Annotated in this window: 17 protein-coding genes; 13 read left to right on the forward strand and 4 right to left on the reverse strand. The window is 44.6% G+C overall.

Going from position 1 to position 19351, the window contains the following annotated elements; genetic code table 11:
• Positions 1 to 12 precede the first annotated feature (12 nt).
• A complete protein-coding gene (locus tag R7Z47_RS13695; RefSeq protein WP_005380711.1) occupies positions 13 to 561 on the reverse strand; it encodes an NAD(P)H nitroreductase in 549 nt (182 codons plus the stop codon).
• Between the two features lie 173 nt (positions 562 to 734).
• Here R7Z47_RS13695 and R7Z47_RS13700 point away from each other — a divergent pair, with 173 nt between their 5' ends.
• Positions 735 to 2051, forward strand: a complete 1317-nt coding sequence (locus tag R7Z47_RS13700; protein WP_238966925.1) for an MFS transporter — start codon at positions 735 to 737, stop codon at positions 2049 to 2051.
• Positions 2052 to 2110: 59 nt separating this feature from the next.
• Here the strand turns inward: R7Z47_RS13700 and R7Z47_RS13705 are convergent, their stop codons facing one another.
• The gene (locus tag R7Z47_RS13705; RefSeq protein WP_053306674.1) at positions 2111 to 4123 is read right to left on the reverse strand and encodes an NADPH-dependent 2,4-dienoyl-CoA reductase; all 2013 of its coding nucleotides are present in this window, start codon (positions 4121 to 4123) and stop codon (positions 2111 to 2113) included.
• A gap of 224 nt (positions 4124 to 4347) precedes the next feature.
• Between R7Z47_RS13705 and sppA the strand changes: the two genes are divergently transcribed.
• Both sppA and ansA read left to right on the forward strand, forming a co-directional pair.
• The gene (sppA, locus tag R7Z47_RS13710) at positions 4348 to 6198 is read left to right on the forward strand and encodes a signal peptide peptidase SppA (protein ID WP_005380705.1); all 1851 of its coding nucleotides are present in this window, start codon (positions 4348 to 4350) and stop codon (positions 6196 to 6198) included.
• Between the two features lie 164 nt (positions 6199 to 6362).
• A complete protein-coding gene (ansA, locus tag R7Z47_RS13715) occupies positions 6363 to 7376 on the forward strand; it encodes an asparaginase (protein WP_054577621.1) in 1014 nt (337 codons plus the stop codon).
• Between the two features lie 95 nt (positions 7377 to 7471).
• On the opposite strand, the gene R7Z47_RS13720 is transcribed toward ansA, so the two are convergent.
• Positions 7472 to 7756: a YeaC family protein gene (locus R7Z47_RS13720; RefSeq protein WP_005380700.1), complete on the reverse strand. Its 285-nt coding sequence runs from the start codon at positions 7754 to 7756 to the stop codon at positions 7472 to 7474.
• A 101-nt stretch (positions 7757 to 7857) separates the two neighbouring features.
• Here R7Z47_RS13720 and R7Z47_RS13725 point away from each other — a divergent pair, with 101 nt between their 5' ends.
• A complete protein-coding gene (locus tag R7Z47_RS13725; RefSeq protein WP_047104411.1) occupies positions 7858 to 8679 on the forward strand; it encodes a DUF2989 domain-containing protein in 822 nt (273 codons plus the stop codon).
• A 117-nt stretch (positions 8680 to 8796) separates the two neighbouring features.
• Here R7Z47_RS13725 and msrB read toward each other — a convergent pair whose 3' ends face one another.
• Positions 8797 to 9204 carry a peptide-methionine (R)-S-oxide reductase MsrB gene (msrB, locus tag R7Z47_RS13730; RefSeq protein WP_005380698.1) on the reverse strand — a complete coding sequence of 136 codons (408 nt, stop codon included), beginning with the start codon at positions 9202 to 9204 and terminating at the stop codon, positions 8797 to 8799.
• Between the two features lie 337 nt (positions 9205 to 9541).
• Between msrB and gap the strand changes: the two genes are divergently transcribed.
• The 9 genes from gap to R7Z47_RS13775 all read left to right on the forward strand — a co-directional run bounded on the left by gap (position 9542) and on the right by R7Z47_RS13775 (position 19341).
• Positions 9542 to 10537, forward strand: coding sequence for a type I glyceraldehyde-3-phosphate dehydrogenase (gene gap, locus R7Z47_RS13735; RefSeq protein WP_005380697.1), 996 nt, complete (start codon positions 9542 to 9544; stop codon positions 10535 to 10537).
• Positions 10538 to 10692: 155 nt separating this feature from the next.
• Positions 10693 to 11577, forward strand: coding sequence for a D-hexose-6-phosphate mutarotase (locus R7Z47_RS13740; RefSeq protein WP_258481873.1), 885 nt, complete (start codon positions 10693 to 10695; stop codon positions 11575 to 11577).
• 198 nt (positions 11578 to 11775) lie between these two features.
• Entirely contained in the window at positions 11776 to 13812 is a 2037-nt protein-coding gene (locus R7Z47_RS13745) for a methyl-accepting chemotaxis protein (protein WP_258481874.1), read from the forward strand.
• Between the two features lie 96 nt (positions 13813 to 13908).
• Complete coding sequence (rlmA, locus tag R7Z47_RS13750; protein WP_132936857.1) at positions 13909 to 14736, forward strand: 23S rRNA (guanine(745)-N(1))-methyltransferase; 828 nt, start codon at positions 13909 to 13911, stop codon at positions 14734 to 14736.
• 98 nt (positions 14737 to 14834) lie between these two features.
• Positions 14835 to 15782 (forward strand): ChaN family lipoprotein, encoded by a 948-nt coding sequence (locus R7Z47_RS13755; RefSeq protein WP_258481875.1) that lies wholly within the window; start codon positions 14835 to 14837, stop codon positions 15780 to 15782.
• 251 nt (positions 15783 to 16033) lie between these two features.
• The gene (locus tag R7Z47_RS13760) at positions 16034 to 16393 is read left to right on the forward strand and encodes a hypothetical protein (protein ID WP_258481876.1); all 360 of its coding nucleotides are present in this window, start codon (positions 16034 to 16036) and stop codon (positions 16391 to 16393) included.
• 398 nt (positions 16394 to 16791) lie between these two features.
• The gene (locus R7Z47_RS13765; protein ID WP_047104402.1) at positions 16792 to 18369 is read left to right on the forward strand and encodes an alkaline phosphatase; all 1578 of its coding nucleotides are present in this window, start codon (positions 16792 to 16794) and stop codon (positions 18367 to 18369) included.
• A 136-nt stretch (positions 18370 to 18505) separates the two neighbouring features.
• Positions 18506 to 18805 (forward strand): ribbon-helix-helix domain-containing protein, encoded by a 300-nt coding sequence (locus tag R7Z47_RS13770; RefSeq protein WP_005384938.1) that lies wholly within the window; start codon positions 18506 to 18508, stop codon positions 18803 to 18805.
• A 140-nt stretch (positions 18806 to 18945) separates the two neighbouring features.
• Positions 18946 to 19341, forward strand: coding sequence for a VOC family protein (locus tag R7Z47_RS13775; RefSeq protein ID WP_005380685.1), 396 nt, complete (start codon positions 18946 to 18948; stop codon positions 19339 to 19341).
• Positions 19342 to 19351 lie beyond the last annotated feature (10 nt).

Here is a 19351-nt window from a genome sequence, read left to right on the forward strand (position 1 = left end):
TTAAGTTTTCAGTTATAGAAATTCAACAAACTGAGAAAGGTCACGCTCAGGAACTTTCATCGGTGTACAACCAGGCGTGCCTAAGTACAAGAAACCAACAATCTCATCGTCACCTTCTAAACCAAATGCTTGATGAACTTCTGGATGGAACATCCACTTACCTGAGCGCCAAAACCCTTGAAAGCCTTGCGCTACGGCTGCCATTTGCATCGCTTGTACAGCGCATCCCGCAGATAAGTGTTGCTCTAGTGCTGGTACTTTCTCATGTTCTGTTACTTTAGCAATCACCGTGATCACCATTGGTGCGCGAAATGGGGCATTCTTTACCTTTTCGACCACCGCTTCATCACTATTTTCAGCTTCTGCCGCTTTTACCAAGATATCTGACAGTTTTTTCAAACCATCGCCCTGTGCGATAACGAAACGCCAAGGGGTTAATCCCGCATGGTCAGGCGCACGAAGGCCAGCACGAATGATGTTCTCAAGAGCTTTACCTTCTGGTGCAGGCGCGGATAACTTCGCGATAGATCGGCGATTGAGCAAAAGATCGAGAGCGTCCATGAAAGAATCCTTATTGAATATCGTTGTTATTTTGTTTACGCCACTTTAGCACAATCTGCTCCTGCGAATAACAACCGGTTTTCTGTGGGCTTGATAACGTGCTTCACTTAACATCAATCTGGGTTTAATGTTAATTTATTCGCGAAATGAATAAGTTGAACATAGGCAGGTTGATGAACAAGGACAAACAAAACAGCATTTACGAAAAGATCGTTAATGACGAAGATGCCCGTGCCTGTAAGGCGATTCCTGAATCAGCTTGTCATCAAGTTCCCGGCAACTTTCTTAAAATCATTCTCGCTCAGTTTTTAACGAAAGTCGGCGATGCGTTAATCAATCCTAAAGTCACGTTGCCGTGGATACTACAAAGTCTCGGGGCTCCGGTTTACTTAATTGGTTGGCTGGTTCCTATTCGTGAGTCAGGATCCCTTATCCCACAACTTAGCATCGCGCACTACATCCGACGCATTCCAGTAAGAAAATGGGTCTGGGTAATTGGCAGTATCTTGCAGGCTCTTTCCATATTTGCAATCGGATTGGTCGCATTAACTCTAACAGGAGCAGCTGCGGGTTATGGTGTGATTGCATGCCTTGTGATCTTCAGCCTCTCACGCGGTTTAAATTCCGTCGCATCAAAAGATGTATTGGGCAAAACCATCCCTAAAAACCAACGAGGTCAAGTCAACGGCTGGTCTTCAAGCGCTGCTGGCCTGGTTACGCTACTTTTCGCGAGCCTTCTGGCACTAGCCTGGTTATGGGACGTAGAGCCGACAGAGCGCTTTTACGGTCTGAGTTTAGGCTTAGCGGGCGTCATATGGCTCATCGCGGCATTCGTCTATGCGCGAATTAATGAGTATGCCGGTGAGGTAGACGGTGGTCGAAATGGCGTCCTCGAAGCATTTAAACAACTCGCGTTACTTAAGACAGACGTGACCTTTCGTCGATTCGTTATCACGCGGACACTATTTTTATGTTCTGCGCTGAGTGCACCGTACTACGTTGTGCTGGCACAGCAATCTCTGGGTGGACAGCTCTGGGTGCTAGCTCTCTTTATGTTTGCGAGTGGCTTAGCCTCCTTTGTGTCAGGTCCTTTCTGGGGAAGAATGTCCGATCGCTCCAGCCGCAGTGTGATGGTCATAGGCGCAATGATGAGCGCGCTACTTGGTGTTGTGTTATTTATTTACGATACATGGGTCACCGCTAGCCAAAGCTTCCTATTCGTGATTCCTCTGCTTTACTTTTGTGTTTGTATTGCCCACGACGGAATACGAGTCGGACGAAAAACCTATTTAGTTGATATCGCAGAAGGTGACAAACGGACGAGCTATGTAGCCGTGAGTAACACAGTGGTTGGGATAATGCTGCTTCTAATGAGCTCTCTTGGTGTTATGTCGAACTTCTTGAGCCTTTCAGCTGTGGTGTTAGTGTTCTCTTTTATTACTTTTGTTGGCGTGGTAATGGCCAAACAACTGCCAGATATCAGTGACTAGTTCTATACAAAAAAGCTGCGCTCAAAGCGCAGCTTTTATGGTAAACACACATTAAAAGGCTAGAGTTTTACCGCCAATTTAACACCTTGACGAATCGCACGCACAGCATCAAGTTCACCCGCATGGTCAGCTCCGCCAATGATATGAATCTTCTCTCCGAGTTCAGACCATTTATCTTCAAATGGACGAACAGACTCTTGCCCCGCACAAATGACGACTTTGTCCGCGTTCAATAATTGTTCTTTTCCATCTACATGAATGTGCAAACCTTGATCATCAATTTTATCGTAAGACACACCACCGACTAAATGTACGCCCCGTTTTTCAAGGGTACGTTTATGGATCCAACCTGTCGTTTTACCCGGACCTTTACCTACACGACCTTTACGACGCTGAAGTACCCAGACTTCTTTATCGCTAACCGCATCAGGGTAAGGGTATAAACCACCCGGCTGAGACATCTCCTTGTCGATTCCCCATTCATGCAACCAGTCATCCAACGTTTGTCCAACTGGCTCTGTGAGCATGGTCGCGACATCTACGCCAATGCCACCAGCACCAACGATAGCCACTTTCTCACCGACTGGCGTTTTGTCTCGAATGAGAGTTTGATAGTCGACGACTTTCTCTGGGTTATCAATTCCATCAATATTGACTTTACGTGGCTCAACACCCGATGCCATCACTATCTCATCGTACTCTGTGAGTAAGTCATAGTTCGCTTCCGTCGATAAGTGCAGATTCACGCCTGTTTCATCAATACGGTTAGCGAAATATCGTATCGTCTCTCGAAACTCTTCCTTACCAGGGATCTGCATCGCAAGACGGAACTGACCACCGATGCGGTCGTTCTTTTCGAACAAATCAACCTTATGGCCACGTTCAGCCAGTGTGGTCGCACAAGCCAAGCCCGCAGGTCCAGCACCAACAACTGCAATGTTTTTCTTTTTAAAGGCTGGTTCAACAACAATTTCGGTTTCATAGCACGCTAGAGGGTTCACTAAGCAACTGGCGCGCTTACCTTTAAACACGTTATCTAGACACGCCTGATTACAACCAATACACGTATTAATAAGCTGCGCTTTTTCCTGTTCGGCTTTAGCAACAAAGTAAGGATCGGCCAAGAATGGGCGCGCCATCGAAACCATGTCGGCATGACCTGAAGATAAAATACGTTCTGCTTCATCTGGCGTATTTATACGGTTGCAAGTGATAATAGGAACCGAAACGTGAGGTTTAACTTTTTCCGTAACCCATGTAAACGCACCGCGTGGTACTTGAGTCGCAATGGTCGGAATTCGAGCCTCATGCCAACCGATACCCGTATTAATAATCGTGACGCCAGCCTCTTCAAGTGCTTTCGCCAATTCGATAACGTCTTCAAAAGTGCTGCCCTGCTCGACAAGATCCAGCATAGAAAGACGGAAGATGATGATGAACTTGTCACCTACCGTCTTGCGTACCGCTTTAACAATTTCTAGCGGAAAACGCATACGTTTTTTATAGCTGCCACCCCATTCGTCGTAACGCATATTAGTACGTTTACATAAGAATTGGTTTATCAAGTAACCTTCCGAGCCCATTAACTCGACGCCATCATAACCAGCAAGCTGTGCTAACTCCGCACTATTAGCAAACGCGTCGATGGTTTTCTTTATCTGGCGGTCGCTCATTTCACTCGGAGCAAACTTTGCAATTGGCGCTTTAATGCCAGATGCACTTTGCGAGAATGGATGCATTGCATAACGCCCAGCATGGAGAATTTGCAACGCAATTTTACCACCGTGCTTGTGCACCGCTTCTGTCACAACTTTATGGGCTTTAGCATGTTTTGGCTTGCTGAATTCAGCACTCAACGGGTGTAAACGACCGCGTAAGTTAGGAGAAAAACCTCCGGTTACAATCAGTCCGACACCGCCTTTCGCGCGTTCTTCATAAAAAGCCGCGAGCTTCTGTAATCCTTCTTTGTGCTCTTCTAAGCCAGTGTGCATTGATCCCATCAGAACTCGGTTTCGTAATTGTGTGAAACCGAGGTCCAGTGGCTTTAATAGGTTTGGGTACATGGCAGACATCACTTAACATCCATTGTTATTATCATGGTCTGACCAGATTAAGCCTGCTCAACCAAAAAATCAAACAAGCGTTTACATTTTTGTAACACCGATCAATCTCGTGTGAAAATATGCCAATTGTTGAGTGGTCGTGATAAGCTAAAAAAATGTTATCTTTTGAGATCTTAGAGATAAGAACCCATACTTTGTTAGACTCGGCGTAACTATCTCGTTATGGAGACAAGATGAAAAAACTCTTCAAATTTATTGGTTTGATATTTAAAGGGATATGGAAAAGTATCACTTTCATTAGACTCGCACTGGCAAACCTAATTTTCTTGCTGATGATTGCCGTTTTCTACTTTGCCTTTACTTATACCGGAGACGGTCAACCTGTCGTCGAAAAAGAATCGGCATTGGTGATGAACCTTTCAGGCCCAATTGTCGAACAAAGACGTTATGTAAACCCAATGGACTCTTTTGCTGGTTCCCTTTTGGGTAATGAGCTACCGAAAGAAAACGTCCTTTTCGATATCGTTGATACTATTCGCTACGCGAAAGACGATCCTAAAGTGTCTGGATTAGTGCTAGCACTGCGAGACATGCCAGAAACAAATCTCACGAAACTACGTTACATCGCGAAAGCGTTGAACGAATTTAAAGCATCAGGCAAACCCGTTTACGCCGTAGGTGATTTCTACAACCAAAGCCAATATTACTTGGCAAGTTACGCCGATAAAGTTTATCTGGCACCTGATGGTGGTGTATTGATTAAAGGTTACAGCGCTTACTCAATGTACTACAAAACGTTACTTGAAAAGCTTGACGTTTCTACTCATGTTTTTCGCGTAGGTACTTATAAATCCGCTATCGAACCTTTTATTCGTGATGACATGTCCGATGCGGCGAAAGAGTCAGCAACACGTTGGGTTACTCAATTATGGAGTGCTTTTGTTGATGACGTAACAACAAACCGAAACATTGATGCGAAAGTGCTTAATCCAACCATGGATGAGCTGATTAACGAGATGAAGTCTGTAAATGGCGATATTGCTCAGCTCGCAGTCAAATTGGGGCTAGTGGATGAACTCGCGACACGCCAAGACATTCGCACTCTATTTGCAAAACAGTTTGGTAGCGACGGCAAAGACAGCTACAACGCGATTGGTTACTACGACTACCTTGCAACGATTCGTCCTGATTACACACTACCTCAACACGACATCGCCGTTGTTCTAGCCAGTGGCGCGATTATGGACGGTCAACAACCTCGCGGAACTGTTGGTGGTGACACGGTCGCAAGCTTGCTGCGTCAAGCACGCAATGATGAAAAAGTGAAAGCGGTCGTGTTACGAGTAGATAGTCCAGGAGGCAGTGCCTTTGCTTCTGAAGTGATTCGTAACGAAGTAGAAGCTCTGAAGCAAGCAGGTAAGCCGGTTGTTGTATCCATGTCGAGTTTGGCCGCTTCTGGTGGTTATTGGATTTCAATGAGCGCAGACAAAATCGTTGCTCAGCCAACAACCCTGACGGGCTCCATTGGTATATTTAGTGTCATCACCACGTTTGAAAAAGGCTTTAGCAAGTTAGGTATTAACACTGATGGCGTTGGCACATCGCCGTTCTCAGGTGACGGTATTACCACTGGCCTTTCTGAAGGCGCGTCTCAAGTGTTCCAATTAGGTATCGAACACGGTTACAAGCGCTTTATTTCTCTAGTTGGCGAGAATCGCGATATGTCTCTAGAGGAAGTTGACAAGGTTGCTCAAGGTCGAGTTTGGACTGGCCAAGATGCACTATCCTTTGGTCTTGTCGATCAAATGGGTGACTTTGATGATGCTGTAGAGCTAGCGGCGAAACTAGCGAACGTGACCGATTACGGCATTTACTGGGTAGAAGAGCCTCTTTCACCTACTGAACTATTTCTGCAAGAGTTTATGAAACAGGTGAAAGTCTCTCTAGGTATTGATGCAACAAGCTTGCTACCAAAAAGTCTTCAACCCGTAGCTCAACAATTCGAACAAGACGCAAGCTTGCTCCAAAGCTTCAACGATCCTAAAGGTCAATACGCATTTTGTTTGAACTGCCAAGTGCAGTAGTTTTTCCATCAATATTACAAAGGGCACTTCTACTTGAAGTGCCCTTTTTATTAGGCTTTGCATCTCCTCAGATGACTTTCTGATGCTGTGCGTATAGCCTCGCATCTCAAGGTTATTTAGGTATATAATCCCCGCCTCTGTTCCCCTACACGAAAGAAAAAACGATGACTAGAAAACACATCTACATCGCTTACACCGGTGGTACCATCGGAATGCAAAAATCCGACCACGGCTATGTGCCTGTTGCTGGCTTTATGGAAAAGCAATTAGCAAGCATGCCCGAATTCCATCGTCCTGAAATGCCGGATTACACCATCCACGAATACGACCCTCTGATTGACTCATCAGATATGACACCTGCTGACTGGCAGCAGATTGCGAATGATATTCGTGACAACTATGACAAATACGATGGTTTCGTTATCCTACATGGTACTGACACCATGGCGTACACAGCGTCCGCATTGTCTTTCATGCTTGAAAACCTTGGTAAGCCAGTGATTGTAACGGGTTCACAAATCCCTCTCGCAGAGCTGCGTTCTGACGGCCAAGCAAACCTATTAAACGCGCTACATATTGCGGCAAACTACCCGATCAACGAAGTAACTTTGTTCTTCAATAATCAATTGATGCGTGGTAACCGCAGCACAAAATCTCATGCTGACGGTTTTAATGCCTTTACTTCACCAAACCTTCCTCCACTATTGGAAGCTGGGATCAATATTCAAGTTAGCAACAGCGTAACCGTTGGTGCACAACCAGAAGGTGAGTTTAAGGTTCACAACATCACGCCACAACCAATCGGTGTGATCACCATGTACCCTGGTATTTCACACGAAGTTATCCGCAACACGCTTCGTCAGCCCGTGAATGCGATGATTCTTCTGACTTTTGGTGTCGGCAATGCTCCTCAAAACCCTGAGCTGCTTGGTCACCTGAAAGAAGCCTCTGAGCGCGGCGTTATTGTCGTAAACCTAACTCAGTGTTTGGCAGGTAAAGTGAATATGGGCGGATATGCCACAGGTTGTGCGCTCGCAGACTCTGGTGTTATCAGTGGCTTTGACATGACGCCCGAAGCGGCGCTGGCAAAACTACACTACCTTCTAAGCCAAAACCTTTCTTACGAAGAAGTAAAAGCGAGAATGCAACAAGTACTGCGTGGTGAAATGAGCCTGTAAGTTCAAGCTTTCTGCGATCTAAAAAGCCCAATACAATTTGGGCTTTTTTCTTTCAAAATCAAAATAATAAAATTTTGAGAAATAAGGCGTAAGGATTAATCAATGTTCGGATTGACACGAACAATATCGCTCTCTTCTCCGCTGAATTGTTTTTTAAGCTCTTGTTTTGATTTAAAACTGATTTCACCACCGGCTGCAACCGTCATATGCTGCGCATCAGTATTATGTTTTGATTGATACAACATCACAGCTTGCATACACGAATCTCGCTGCTCTTTAGAAAGTGTTGTACCCTCAGGCCATCTTCCCGTTTCTACTGCATAGACTAAGCGATCATAAACTTCTGGAGTCATCGCTTGTAATAGTTGTTCTGCGTCCATAGTGTACCTTCTTATTACATTCTATTTACAGAACATAACGGGTTAAGAAACTGAGTCAAGAATACGAAAATGAATTGGTGTAACGGATCACAAGCAAAGCCATGAAAAGAACAAACTGGTTACTTCTCAGCCTCGCATGTTTTGCGCTATCGGGCTGTTTTGAAGGTAACGTGACAACCGAAGAGTTGTGCCAAAAAACACCAGAGCTGCGTTGCGAGCAGCTCAATATGGATGACGGCCAATGTCGAATTCCAAGAACAAATTTGGTTTGGCATCGGTTTGAGCAATTGAAAAACCCATCAGAGGCCAACCAAATCATCGAATACGGTCTGGTCGCTGGATATAGGAAATGCTTAGAACTCGCCTCCCAGATCACCCCTATTGATCAAAGTGCTCTCAAAAGACAACGCTTTAATGCATTGGTACACAGTATTGATGAGCTAGAGCGCATTGTAAACGAGTTAAAAGGCTCAGAAGACCCGGCTACTTTGTATTTCTTATGGTCTCAAACGGGAGATACTCAAGCTCGGCGCGCATTTTTACAAATGGAAGGGTCTCCCCAATTAAATAATGCTGAGATGCAATATGCATTAGCCACTTTTTATACCAACCGAGATACCAAGAAAACCCTGGAGCTTCTTAATAACGCGTTGTCTTTATCTGATGAAGACAACATCAATCCGGTCATTCTCAAGTCAATGGCAAGTATTCATCAAGGGCTTGGAGACAAAGAGCAAGCGTATCTATGGGCAATGGTCGCGAAGAGATTCGACGTACCGCTTGCTGATGAAAAGCAGCTCCAACGTATGTTCAATTTCAGTCATCCAGAGCGATATAAGCAGTTGGATGAATTAGCCGAATCGGTGGCGAAAGCCATAGAGAAAGGTATCTATTCCCCAGCAATGATACCCAGTGAGATATAAACGAAAAACTCCCGCAATGAGCGGGAGTTTTTATTTAAGTCGAGCGACACTCAGATCACCGTTGAGCATGAATCATCCTGAAAGGATAAAACAATCTCGAGCACAATTTTGTCGTTATTATTCTGATTTGTTGAAAATTAACGACACAGAATTAACACAAAAACGCTCTCCTGTGGTCTGTGGGCCATCTTCAAAAACGTGCCCTAGATGGCTATCACACGTTGCACAACGAATCTCTGTACGTACCATTCCGTGACTTAGATCTTCTAAATAGCGCACCGCTTGATCGTTGATAGGCGCATCAAAACTTGGCCATCCGCAGCCAGAGTCATACTTGTTATCAGAGACAAAGAGAGGGGCATTACAACAAGTACAAGCATAAACACCAGTTTCCTTATTATGCAGTAGCTTACCGCTGAAAGGAGGCTCTGTACCTTGCTCTCGGCAAACACGGAACTCTTCATCAGACAGTTGCTCACGCCACTGTTCATCTGACTTCGTCACTTTTTTCCCGCTTTGTTCCACGACTTTCGGCTCCTTATTTACTGTTCTTGGTATTGACTTTTTTAGCAAAAAACTTGCTTCTCTTAACAGTTGTAGCACATACTTTCTCACCAGGACACCATGCGTAATTAATTTGATAAGAGCACTTATCTCACCAGTTATATTACGCCAACTGGGCTACAGAAGAATCAGTTAAAAGTTTAAAAAACGTACATTTGCAAAGAATTGTTAAAAAAAGCGTCGCTTTTTTTTGACTTTAAACAAGTTAAGTCCGATTATCACTTGCAGATGTTTACTGGATTCTGTAATTTTACTACCAGTTATCTTTAATCAGAAATTAAGTTGTGGAGCAACTATAATGACTATCAAAGTAGGTATTAACGGTTTTGGCCGTATCGGTCGTTTCGTATTCCGTGCAGCGCAAGAGCGCAACGACATCGAAGTAGTAGGTATTAACGACCTTATCGATGTAGATTACATGGCATACATGCTTAAGTATGACTCAACTCACGGCCGTTTCAACGGTACTGTTGAAGTTGAAGGCGGTAACCTAATCGTTAACGGTAAAACTGTACGTGTTACTGCAGAGCGCAACCCTGAAGACCTAAAATGGGACGAAATCGGTGTTGACGTTGTAGCTGAAGCAACTGGTCTTTTCCTAACTGACGAGACTGCACGTAAGCACATCACTGCTGGCGCGAAAAAAGTTGTACTAACTGGTCCTTCTAAAGACGCTACTCCAATGTTCGTTAACGGCGTAAACTTCGACACTTACGCTGGTCAAGACATCGTTTCTAACGCTTCTTGTACTACTAACTGTCTAGCGCCTATCGCTAAAGTTCTTAACGACAAGTTCGGTATCGAATCTGGTCTTATGACTACAGTTCACGCAACTACAGCAACTCAAAAAACTGTAGATGGTCCTTCTGCTAAAGACTGGCGCGGTGGTCGTGGTGCTTCTCAAAACATCATCCCATCTTCAACTGGTGCTGCTAAAGCTGTAGGCGTTGTACTTCCAGAAGTAAACGGCAAACTAACTGGTATGGCTTTCCGCGTACCAACTGCTAACGTTTCTGTAGTTGACCTAACTGTTAACCTAGTTAACGGTGCTTCTTACGAAGACATCTGTAAAGCGATGAAAGAAGCTTCTGAAGGCGAACTAAAAGGCGTTCTAGGCTACACTGAAGATGCAGTTGTATCTCAAGACTTCATCGGCGAAGTTTGCACTTCAGTATTCGATGCTAAAGCTGGTATCGCGCTAACTGACAAATTCGTTAAAGTTGTATCTTGGTACGACAACGAAATCGGTTACTCAAACAAAGTTCTAGACCTAATCGCTCACATCTCTAAGTAATTAGAAAGTTAGCAATTAGCGAATAACTTCGTTAAAGAAAAGGCGGCTCTAGGGTCGCCTTTTTTGTATCTGGAATTTGAGAGAATGCAGGCTCGATGTTGCATTTAATGTGAGAAGCGCGTCTAAAAGCTCTCCCCAGCGATAGGAAACTATACATGGATTTAAAAACTCTCCCAGCCCTAACGGTGCTATCTGATAACGTCACTATCGTTGAAGTTGATCAGATAAAAATCGTCCGCGTGATTCATGACAAAGCAACGGCAGGCATCTCGCTACACGGTGGTCATGTCGTGTCGTTCACGCCTGAAGGTCAAGAAGATCTGATCTGGATGAGCGAAAAAGCTGTCTTCGATGGTAAAGCTGCTCTTCGCGGTGGTATTCCGATTTGTTGGCCTTGGTTTGGGCGTATTGCTGCTCCAGCTCACGGCTTTGCCCGCACCGCAGAATGGGAGTTGGTTGAACATCGTGAGAACCATAACGGTGTGATTGTTGAACTTGCTCTGTTCCCGACAGAAGAAATCCACGATATTTGGCCCCATATGTTTGACGCTCGTTTGGTGATTGAAGTGGGCGATGAGCTAAAAGTGACGCTCAAAGTCATGAACATCGATGACGAGGCTTGGACCTTCTCTGGCGCATTACATACTTACCTAAACGTTGGAGACATTAAGCAAGCACAAACGACAGGCATGGGTGCCGAGTACATTGATAGCTTGAAAGCTGATGCGGTATGCCAAGGTGGTAATGTTCTACAACTAACTGACACCATTGATCGCGTTTACACGCAACCAGAAGCGAAAATTTTGGTAAAAGACCCGGTATTGGATCGTACGCTAAGCGTACACAACCAAGGCCACAACTCTGCAGTATTATGGAACCCTTGGGCAGAAGGTGCGCAAAGCATGGGTGACATGGCTGACGATGGTTATCAAACCATGTTGTGTGTGGAGTCTGCTGTTCATGCACCAAGTATTGAGCAAGGTCAAACGCTCCAACCAGGTGAGACACATGAACTTGTCACTGTCATTTCAGCGCAGTAAGAATCACCATATAAAGGCCGGGGATACCCGGCTTTTTTTGTAATAAAAGCTCTGCTTAGATGGTCCTATCTTTACTAACTTATTGGTTACTGGTCACTTTTGACGGTTTCATTAATAAATATCAAAAAAATTGATCATATAAACCGATAGCATACCGATACAAAACTCATAAATAATAAAAATATCAGGAATTAGTCTATGTTAGAGAGATACCGAAATCAAAGTGTCGGATTCCAGTTGAAACTGGTGCTCACTTTGTGTCTATTCATTGCTTTCAGCAGTATTGCAGCGCTTGTTTACCGCAACGCTTCCGATGTTCTATTGGAAAGCACACTGAAAGAACACCAATCTAAAGTAGAATCAATGGCAAAAACCATTGCTGGCCAATTCGATGCTTACCTGCACACCGCTAAAGTCCTCGAATCTACTTTTCGCAATGGCTACCTTGCCGGTGTCTATGTCGAAAATTACACGGTTGACTTCATGGGACATGAAGTACCAAACATCACTCAATACAGTGAAAGCTTAATTAATGACACCAAGTTGGTCGACAGTTTCACACGTGATACCGGCGCTATAGCAACGCTATTCGCACCATTGGGTGACGACTTTATTCGGGTGTCCACCTCCCTAAAAGATCCACAAGGTCAGCGAGCGGTCGGAACCACGCTAGGCATCAACCATCCTGGTTATCAGCAACTTAAAGCAGGACAACCGTATTACGCTCAAATTAAATTGTATGGCGAGCGCTACATTACCTACTATGCCCCAATCAAAGATGCGACAGGAAAGGTAGCAGGCCTATCGTTTATTGGCTTACCAGTAGACCAAGCGACACAAACCTTATTCGATGCACTCGAAGAGATAAAATGGGGCGACACTGGTTACACCATTATCGTTGATAACGACGAAAACAATCTTGGTAAATACCTACTTCATCCAGCAAAAAGCGGCTCAGATTCGTCAATACTAGAAGTCGCCGACTACAATGGTCACAAGCCTTTTGGCCAGATTTTCGAACAATCTAGTGGATTAATTCGCTACCCTTTCGAGTTCCAAGGTAACGTAGGCGAAAAGTATCTTGTCTACACAGAGGTTCCAGGTTGGAACTGGAAACTGCTAGGCGGTACGTTTATCAAAGAAGTTACAAAAGGTAGCGACACGCTTCTCACACTCATTGCCATCATTTCTTCGGTAGCGGCAATCATTACTTTTGTTGTACTGACACTTTTCTTGAATCACAGCTTACAACCTCTCACGACTCTAAACTCATACATGACTCGCTTAGCCGGCGGCGAAGTCAGCTTGAGCATCCCAGCGTCTCGTAAAGCATCAAAGAATGAAATTACGAACCTGAGCTCGGGTGTCGCCAGTATGGCAAGTCAGCTCAATGAACTCGTTGGTAAGATCCGTTCAACAAGCGACTTAGTGGAGAGCAACTCCACCAGCGTTGCCAACGATGCACATAGCAATTTGACCCAAGCCGACCGACAACAACAAGAAGTCGAGCAAGTTGTGACAGCGATTGAAGAAATGGCCTCTTCCGCTCAATCTGTCGCACAACAAGTCGAAAGCATTGCGGAAAACGTACGCTCAGCAAATACCGATAGCCAGTCTGGTCTCGCGATTGTTGAAGGCGTATGTATCGACGTTGCTCAACTTAACGATCAATTGGATCAATCAGCAACGGCTATCGAGCAAGTAAATCGCGATAGCGAGAGTATTCAAACCGTCACTAAAATGATTGATGAAATTGCTGAGCAAACCAATTTACTTGCCTTGAATGCCGCCATTGAAGCAGCACGAGCAGGTGAACAAGGTCGTGGCTTCGCAGTTGTAGCAGATGAAGTGCGCACACTTGCGCACCGAACCCAAAGCTCAGTTCAGGATGTCGTGGAAATTATCGAGAAACTAAAAGGGTCGACTCATAATGCAGTTAATATGATGACAGACAGCCAACGCAGTGCAAACCAGGTCTTGGACAAAGCACAAGACGCGGGCACAGCATTAGAAGCCATCGCAGTACAAGTGCAGTCGATAGCCTCTCAAGCCGACGCCATTGCAGCGACTTCAGAAGAACAAGCTCAAGTTTCACAAGAAATTGCAGCAAATGCCCATTCTATCAGTGAACTTAACCGAGAAAGCCGCAACACGAGCGCAAAAACCTCGCAAAGTGCCATTGAACTTCAACAACAAGCACGAAACTTGAAAGAGCAAGTCGACTTCTTCCACTAATACTTAATAAGAGCCGACCCAGTCGGCTCTTTTTGTTTCACTTGAGACCATGCTTTTTGATAGAATTTGCCGCCCTACTTTCTGTTCGAGATCGTCATGAACTATCAATGCCCTCTATGCCACCAAACTCTAGCGTTAAATGAAAAAACGTTTAAGTGCGAAAACAATCATCAGTTTGACTTAGCAAAAGAAGGCTACGTTAACTTGATGCCAGCGCACCACAAACGTTCTAAAGATCCTGGTGACAACAAAGAGATGATGCAAGCTCGTCGTCGATTCCTTGAAGGAGATTACTACAACCCAATGCGCCAAGAAGTGGCGCAGCTGTGTGCAACATACACTGAGGGGAGCACCCATCAATTATTAGATATTGGTTGTGGTGAAGGTTACTACACAGATCAAGTACAAAAGACGATAGAAACACAAGCGAACCATGCCACGATTTATGGCTTAGACATTTCCAAAGTTGCCATTCGTTACGCGGCGAAGCGTTACACGCACTGCAATTTTAGTGTGGCTTCTAGTCACCGACTTCCCTTCGCAAATGAATCCTTAGATGCCATTTTGCGCATTTATGCCCCTTGTAAAGCTGAGGAGCTGCAGCGCGTTGTAAAAAACGACGGCGTTGTTGTCACGGTTACTCCTGCTAGTCGCCACTTATACCAACTGCGTGAACGTATTTATCAAGAAGTTCGTCTTCACAATGAAGAACCAGAACATATTGAAGGGTTTGAATTAGAGCACCAGCAGCATCTTAACTATGTTATGGACTTGAAAAACGGAGCCGCAATCGATTTATTGCAAATGACGCCATTCGCATGGAAAGCAACCGATGCTCTTCGTGAAGAGTTGAAATCCGCTACACTTTTCCAATGTGAGGCTGATTTTATGTTGCGTGTATATCGCAAAAAAACACTCAATTAATAAGTCAAAAAAAACAACAAACGCAAATAGTTATCATTTATATTGATTCATTGCTCAGCCTCCATTAATATCATCCGGACATTTTTGGAGGCTTTTCAATGCGCTTTTCTACTTTGAGCTTGCTCTTTGCAGGCTTACTTACTGGTTGCTCTTCATATACGCACACCAACTCTCACGCAACCTCAGCGGAAGTCACTAGTTTTTACGACTACCAACTATACACCCCTTCTGGCGAGCACATCGCTCTAAGCAAACTGCCAATTGAGCTGCAACAAGCAGATGTCATTCTTATTGGTGAATGGCACACACACGCCGGCATTCATCGCTTTCAAACCGATATGCTCAAACAACTTACGTCCTACGACCGCTCACTCGCGTTATCTATGGAACAATTTACCCGCGACAAACAACCTGTTGTTGACGCTTACCTACGTGGGGAGATCGGCGAACAGTACTTAATGAAACAAGCCAACGCTTGGCCCAATTATGAAAGCGACTATCGCCCTCTCGTGGAGTTTGCTAAGCAGAAGAATCTCCCGGTCATTGCAGCAAATGCACCAAAGAGCATTGTCCGATGCATTGGTCGACAAGGGCTAGATTACATTAACAAGCTCGATGATGATCAGCGGATGTTCATTGCACAAGCCATCAACACTGGTAGTAGTCCGTACAAAGAAAAGTTCATGGCATCCATGCATCACGGTAAGCCAGAGCAGACGGAAAAACAGTTTGCAGCTCAAGTTACTTGGGATGAAACTATGGCGGAATCTATCGTTAGCTACCTAGATGACAACCCAGGCGCTCAGGTTGTCCATGTTGCAGGCAAGTTTCACACCGAGCAAGGGTTGGGTACGGCAGCATCAATCTTAAGCCGCAACCCGAGCTTAAAAGTGGTTGTAATTAGCCCAACAGATAACGTGCTTTCCGATAATACTGACTATCAGTTAGAGGTTCTCGCACCACCAGTACGGTATGTACAAGATGCTCACCGAATGGCGGCATATCAACATCTAACTAAACGCAATAACGATCTTCAATGTAAGTAGTTGGTCTTCAATTTAAGTTACTACCTTGCCGTTGCGTTGCATCATCACACCGCTCCGAGTTCATTGAGTGACAAGGGTCTGCTTCCTGCTGGTCTATTTTTTGCTAAAGATCACCAATAGAAACTAGAAGCGGCAAAAGCAGACCTGTTTTTATCCAAATAGCTTCAGAAATAAACTTTGCCGCCGATAAAAATATAACTGCTTTTTACCCGCACTCAGTGACCGAGTGTCGATGTTCCAAGGAGTATTCGATGAATCCAGTAGGAAGCACTTCTGTTAATAGCTATGCCAAACAATCTGTCGCCTCTAAACAAGCAAGTATTGCACAAGAAGAAACTAGTGCTTCGCCGCTGAAAGTCGAACACAATAAGGTGACGCTTTCGATCGAAGGCAAAGCGCTACTTGCCGTTCTGCAACAAATCGAGCACGACAGCAAGAAAATAGAAGCAGAAGATAAATCTGTTGGTGAAAAGGTCGAATCTTTCACGCATGGTGCGCTTGGCATGGATCACCCCGATAAAATCGAGAAAGAAGAGGATGGCTCATATTCTGCGGGTCAATACCTTTCTGCGGCACTTACCGTTGGTGGCATCATATTGGCATTAGTCTGATAACCAGTCTGATAATCGTCACGACAACAAATCCTATTTGAGCCAAACACTTACTGCAGCCCATAATTTAATAAGCCAAAGAACGATATGATGCAAACGTAAGTGAATTCGACCGCTCTTGTGGCCCGATAATACATGCTCGTTTATTGCTCCCTAAACTAGGTTTCTTGTGAAGGCACTGAATGGATAACTTTAGTCCATGCTTTCAACTCCTAAGCGTAATCCAAGCCCACGTTTGTGGGCTTTCTTCTTTCCAAACTAACGAACGATAGAGAGCGACTCATTTTTTCTGCAAAACCAAACAAAAACGACAATTTGGTTAAACTTTTATTACCGACACAAAACCTTCATAAATCATTGCTTTAATGCCTGCGCTTTCAATAAACAAGGAAAATATAATGAAGCGCTTAGTATCTCCAATCGTTACGGCAGTGGCTGCATCTACCCTCTCTTTCAACGCACTCTCAGCTGAAATCAAAAACGTCATTTTGATGATCGGCGACGGCATGGGTCCTCAACAAGTTGGTTTACTCGAGACCTACGCAAAACACGCACCTAACTCGGTTTACAAAGGCGAAAGCACAGCGTTATACAAACTCGCTCAAGAAGGTGTGATTGGATCATCACTGACCAATCCAGAAGACGCAATTGTCGTCGACTCTGCGTGCTCAGCTACGATGCTAGCGACAGGAATCCCTACCGCTTCTGAAGTCATTGGCATTGATAGCCAAGGCAACCATGTCGAAACTATTTTGGAAAAAGCCAAAAGTAAAGGTAAAGCAACTGGGCTCGTCTCTGATACGCGTATGACCCACGCAACGCCAGCAGCATTTGCCGCTCATCAACCACATCGCTCCCTAGAAAACAGTATTGCGGCGGATATGCTCGAAACAGGCGTAGACGTGATGATGTCTGGGGGACTTCGTCATTGGATTCCAAAGTCGACAAACGACAAGGGAGAGACATACGAGCAACTTGAAAAGCTCACTCAAGGTAATGTCTACCTAAAATCGAAACGCAAAGACGAACGCAACTTGCTTGCCGAAGCGCAAGACCAAGGCTATAGCTTAGCTTTCAGCCGCGATATGCTCACACAAGCTAAAGGTGACAAATTACTTGGACTTTTTGCTTACTCGGGCATGAACGATGGTATTGCCTACAGTCAAAGCAAAAACGATCCAAAACGCACGCAGCCATCGCTGAAAGAAATGACCACCAAAGCAATCGACATTCTTTCAAAAGACAAAGACGGTTTTTTCTTGATGGTTGAAGGCGGCCAAATTGACTGGGCTGGCCACAGTAACGATGCAGGTACGATGCTGCATGAAATGCTTAAATTCGATGAAGCGGTAAACTCAGTTTATGAGTGGGCAAAAGGCCGTGATGACACCCTGATCATTGTTACTGCTGACCACGAAACCGGCTCTTTTGGCTTTAGCTACTCATCAGCAAACTTGCCTAAACCACAAAAACGCGACGGCGAAGCATTCAAAAATCAGGATTACGCGCCAAACTTCAACTTTGGTCAGTTCGAGATCCTCGATGGTTTATACAACCAAAAGAAAAGTTACTACGGCATGATCAGTGAATTCCAAGCGCTTGATAAGAAAGAGCAAACTCCAGAGAAGTTTGCGGAAGTCGTGAACGCAAATAGCGATTTTTCGATTACGCCTGAGCAAGCAGAACGCGTATTAGCAAGTAAACCAAATCCATACCGACTCGCTGGACACAAATACTTAAGCGAAGAGAACGTACCGACAATCAATGACTTTGATGCTTTCTTTCCTTACAACGACCGTGGCAACTTGCTAGCGCGTGAGCATGCAACAAAGCAAAACACAGTATGGGGGACGGGTACTCATACGCATACTCCTGTCAACGTATTTGCTTGGGGACCTGCAGAAACTATCCTTCCAGTATCAAAAATCATGCACCACTCGCAACTAGGCGAGTACTTGAAACAACAAATTAAATAATCAACTTGCACTTACTTCACAACTCGTGATGTTTCAACGCTCTCGCAAGGGAGCGTTTTTTTATGCATGAAAACAGTTGACGTTTTAAATCGTACACCACAATAATTATGGGTCTTTAATTATATGAATAAAGAAAATGTGCGAAATCTTTGCTAAGCAACCCCAAGACAACTATCAGTTCATCACCCGCTCTATCCGTATTGATGGTCACGCGACCAGTGTAAAACTTGAAGCGAGCTTTTGGACAATTCTTGAGGAAATCGCTAGTGCTCAAAACATGACGGTTCCTAAATTCATAAGCACTGTTTATCAAGAAGCACTCGAATACAATGGTGAAGTGAACAACTTTGCCTCCTTACTTCGATGCGCTTGCCTCACGTACGCTCGCCAACCTCAAGAGACCACTCGTCAAGCACTTGCGCAACTTAACAGTTAATAGCAACCAACCGAGCAATAACCATCCTAGGCTATGCATCCGTATTATAAACCCTTGAGCATCTTCTAACTTGTCGTACTAGAGTACTACCCAGACTCCTTTTGAAATCGCTAACCTGTGCGGACTATCAAGGAGTACCTATGACAAAAATGATTCACACCATGATCCGAGTAAGTGATCTGGACCGCTCTCTACAATTTTACTGTGACGTACTTGAACTAGAAGTCGCTGATCAATACATCTTTGATGGCTTTTCTCTAACCTATCTAGCCAACCAAGAAACTGGCTTTGAATTGGAACTGACGCACAATCACGATCAAAGTGAGCCCTACACTCACGGCTCAGGCTACGGCCACCTTGCCGTCAGCGTGGAGGACATTGAACAAGCCCACAAACGCATTAAATCTCTCGGCATTGAAACTGGTGACATCAAAGCCTTTGACCATCAACAAAAGCATTTAGCAACGTTCTTTTTTGTAACCGACCCTGATGGTTACAAAATTGAGTTCCTGCAACGCCAAGGGCGTTACCTATAACAAAAAGAGT

Source organism: Vibrio sp. 1641 (assembly GCF_033339995.1).
Lineage (GTDB): Bacteria > Pseudomonadota > Gammaproteobacteria > Enterobacterales > Vibrionaceae > Vibrio > Vibrio alginolyticus.